Below are 4281 nucleotides of genomic sequence, written 5' to 3' on the forward strand. Positions count from 1 at the left end.
GGCCGGCCCGATCGGGCCGGCCGGAGCACCGGCGCTGTCGCGCTCACCAGGGGTGTACGGTCCCGTCCTCCAACCGGTTCACCGGCAGGTACGCGGGCGCGTACGGGTAGCGGGCCGCCGCCTCCTCGTCGATGTCGACGCCCAGCCCCGGAGTCTCGGCCGGATGCAGGTAGCCGTCGGCGTAGTGGTAGCCGTGCGGGAACACCTCGTCGGTCTGCGCGGTGTGCCGCATGTATTCCTGCAGGCCGAAGTTGGGGATCGAGCTGTCGAGCTGGAGCGCGGCGGCCATGCACACGGGCGACAGGTCGGTGGCGCCGTGTGAGCCGCTGCGGACGTGGTGCAGCGCGGCGAGGTCGAAGATGCGCCGCAGGTGGGTGATGCCGCCGGCGTGCACCACCGTGGCCCGGATGTAGTCGATGAGCTGTTCCCGGATGAGCTGCGCCGCGTCGAAGACGCTGTTGAAGACCTCGCCCACGGCGATCGGGGTGGTGGTGTGCTGCCGGATCAGCCGGAAGCCCTCCTGGAGGTCGGCGGGGACCGGATCCTCCATCCAGGTCAGCGCGTAGGGCTCCAGACTCTGGCCGAGCCGAGCCGCCTCGATGGGCGTGAGCCGGTGGTGCACGTCGTGCAGCAACCGCAGGGTGGGGCCGAACTCGTCGCGGACCCGGGCGAACACGGTGGGCACGTGGGTCAGGTAGCGCGGCGTCGACCAGGTGGCCTCGCTGGGCAGCGCCGCGTCGGCCGGCTCGTAGAAGAGCTTGTCGGCGCTGACCCCGTACGTCTTGGGCAGGCCCGGCACACCGCACTGCACCCGGACCGCCCGGTAGCCGAGGTCGACGTAGCGGGCGACCTCGACCAGGACCTCCTCGACGGTCTCGCCGTTGGCGTGGCCGTACACCGTGACGCCCTCGCGGGACCGACCGCCGAGCAGCTGTTAGACCGGCAGGCCCGCCACCTTGCCCTTGATGTCCCACAGCGCGGTGTCAACCGCGGCGATCGCGCTCATCGTGACCGGTCCGCGCCGCCAGTACGCGCCCTGGTACAGGTACTGCCAGGTGTCCTCGATCCGCGCCGGGTCCCGGCCGATCAGCAGCGGCGCCACGTGGTCGGACAGGTACGACGCGACGGCCAGCTCCCTGCCGTTGAGGGTGGCGTCCCCGACGCCGGTGACGCCCTCGTCAGTGACGATCTTGAGGGTGACGAAGTTGCGGCCCGGACAGGTCACGATGACCCGGGCATCGACGATCTTCACGCGATCTCCTTCGTGCCTACGGGGGTCGTAGGGGGGTGCACACGAGGACGTTCTGCTTACCGGGAACGTGCCGATAATATCCCGCCGGCGGCCGGCGCCGAACGGTTCGGCGGGCCCGCACCCGTGCGCAGGTGACCGCCCAATCCCTTGCCCCGAAAGGTTTCCGGAAGCCTTGACAATCGAGTGTGCTCGATCGAAGCTGACATCGGTCACGCGAGCCGCGGTCACGGTCGGGCGAAGGGCAGTCCTCGACTAACCCCCTTCCATGCGCCATTCTCCCGAGGAATCGCGAACCATGACACTGAAGACAAGGCTGCTCGGCGTCCTCACGGCGGTCGCGACAGTCGCCGCCGCCGCGCTGGCGTTCGCCACCCCCGCATCAGCCGCGACGCTCACCCAGGTGACCGGCTTCGGCAACAACCCCACAAACCTCCAGATGCATCTGTACGTCCCGGACCGGGTCGCATCCCGGCCAGGAATCCTGCTCGCCCTGCACTACTGCACCGGAACGGGCCCCGCCTTCTACTCCGGCACGCAGTACGCGTCCCTCGCCGACCGGTATGGATTCATTGTCATCTACCCGTCGGCGACGCGCAGCAGCAAGTGCTGGGACGTGGCCTCGCCGCAGGCGCTGCGCCGAGGTGGCGGCAGCGACCCGGTCGGGCTCGTGTCGATGATCGATTACGTGAAGCAGCGGTACTCCGCCGACCCGGACCGCGTCTTCGCCACCGGCACCTCTTCGGGCGCGATGATGACCAACGTCATGCTCGGCGACTACCCGGACGTGTTCGCGGCGGGCGCGTCGTTCGCCGGGGTGCCGTTCGCCTGCTTCGCCACCGGGGGCACCTCGGAGTGGAACAGCGAGTGCGCGAACGGGCAGTCCATCAAGACCGCGCAGCAGTGGGGTGACCTGGTCCGCGGGGCGTACCCCGGCTACACCGGCCGGCGACCGCGGATGCAGATCTGGCACGGCACCAGCGACGAGACGCTGCGCTACCCGAACTTCGGCGAGCAGATCAAGCAGTGGACGAACGTCCACGGTCTGAGCCAGACCCCGACGTACACCGACTCCCCGCAGTCCGGGTACACCCGCACCCGGTACGGCAGCAGCGGCCCGATGGCACCGGTCGAGGCGATCAGCATGCAGGGCGTCACGCACAACATCCCGGTCGACGCCGCCCAGGTGATCCGCTTCTTCGGCCTGGACGGCACGACGCCGCCCCCGACGACGCCCCCACCGACGACGCCGCCGCCGACGACTCCGCCCCCGACCACGCCGCCCCCGACTACGCCGCCACCCACCACGCCGCCCCCGACGACTCCGCCGCCGACCACGCCGCCGCCGAGTGCGGGCGCGTGCCGCGTCGGATACACGGTCAACGCCTGGAACTCGGGTCTCACCGCGAGCGTGACCATCACCAACACCGGAACCGCCGCCGTCAACGGGTGGGCGCTGACCTTCACGCTGCCCAGCGGCCAGACCATCACCAACGGCTGGAACGCCACCTACTCCCCGACGAGCGGAGCGGTCACCGCCCGCAACGTCTCCTACAACGCCACCATCGCCCCGAACGCGTCGGTCGAGATCGGGTTCCAGGCCACCCACCAGGGCGGCACCGGCAAACCGTCGTCGTTCGCCCTCAACGGGGCCACCTGCGCGGTCTCCTGACCACCCACCACCATCGACAAACGGAGTCGCACGATGAGCAGAACGAGATGGAAGGCGGCATCGAGAGCCGTGATCGCGCTGAGCGGCGCGGGCGCTCTCGCCGCCGGCATGGCGCTGGTCCTGGTGACGCCCGCGTCCGCCGGAACCACCCTGGGCGCGTCCGCGGCGGAGAAGGGCCGCTACTTCGGTACGGCGGTGGCCGCGAACAAGCTCTCGGACAGCGCGTACACCACGATCCTGAACCGTGAGTTCAACATGGTGACGGCCGAGAACGAGATGAAGATCGACGCGACCGAGCCGCAGCAGGGTCAGTTCCGCTACACCCAGGCGGATCCGATCGTCAACCACGCACGCAGCCACGGAATGCAGGTACGCGGTCACACCCTGGCCTGGCACGGCCAGCAGCCGGGGTGGATGCAGGGCATGGAGGGCACCGCGCTGCGCAACGCGATGCTCAACCACGTGACGCAGGTGGCGACCCACTACCGGGGACAGATCTATTCCTGGGACGTGGTGAACGAGGCGTTCGCCGACGGCAACTCCGGTGGCCGTCGAGACTCGAACCTGCAGCGCACCGGCAACGACTGGATCGAGGCCGCGTTCCGCGCCGCGCGAGCGGCGGACCCGGGCGCGAAGCTCTGCTACAACGACTACAACATCGACAACTGGACCTGGGCAAAGACCCAGGGCGTCTACAACATGGTGCGGGACTTCAAGTCCCGTGGCGTGCCGATCGACTGCGTGGGCTTCCAGTCGCACTTCAACAACGACTCGCCGTACGCCAGCAACTACCGCACCACGCTGTCGAGCTTCGCGGCGCTGGGCGTGGACGTGCAGATCACCGAGCTGGACATCCAGGGCGCTCCGGCGAACACGTACCGCGCCGTGGTCGAGGACTGCCTGGCGGTGCCGCGCTGCAACGGCATCACCGTGTGGGGCATCCGCGACAGCGACTCGTGGCGGTCCTCGCAGACGCCGCTGCTGTTCAACAGCAGCGGGCAGAAGAAGGCCGCGTACGACGCCGTGCTCGCGGCGCTGAACAGCGGTACCAACCCGACGACCCCGCCGCCCACCACTCCGCCGCCGACGACGCCTCCGCCCACCACCCCGCCGCCCACGACGCCTCCGCCCACGACGCCTCCGCCCACGACCCCGCCGCCGGGGCAGACCGGCTGCTCGGCGTCGGTGACGGTGAACCAGTGGAACGGCGGCTTCGTGGCGAACGTACGGGTGACCGCCGGCTCGTCGGCCCTCAACGGGTGGACCGTGACGCTCACGCTGCCGTCCGGCGCGACCGTCACCAACGCCTGGAGCGCCGACCGCAGCGGTAACAGCGGCACGACGAACTGGACGAACGTGT

At 69.8% G+C, this 4281-nt stretch carries 2 protein-coding genes and 1 pseudogene; 2 read left to right on the forward strand and 1 reads right to left on the reverse strand.

Features of this window, described 5'->3' with window-relative positions; all coding sequences use genetic code 11:
- Positions 1-43: 43 nt before the first annotated feature.
- Positions 44-1252, reverse strand: a pseudogene (manD, locus tag AB0J68_RS28145) (D-mannonate dehydratase ManD).
- Positions 1253-1547: 295 nt separating this feature from the next.
- Between manD and AB0J68_RS28150 the strand changes: the two are divergent.
- Positions 1548-2921, forward strand: a complete 1374-nt coding sequence (locus AB0J68_RS28150; protein ID WP_363941418.1) for a PHB depolymerase family esterase — start codon at positions 1548-1550, stop codon at positions 2919-2921.
- 33 nt (positions 2922-2954) lie between these two features.
- The coding region (locus AB0J68_RS28155; RefSeq protein WP_363941420.1) for an endo-1,4-beta-xylanase at positions 2955-4281 on the forward strand (1327 nt) is incomplete at its 3' end.

The sequence above is a fragment of the Micromonospora sp. NPDC049580 genome (assembly GCF_040675595.1).
Taxonomy (GTDB): domain Bacteria; phylum Actinomycetota; class Actinomycetes; order Mycobacteriales; family Micromonosporaceae; genus Micromonospora.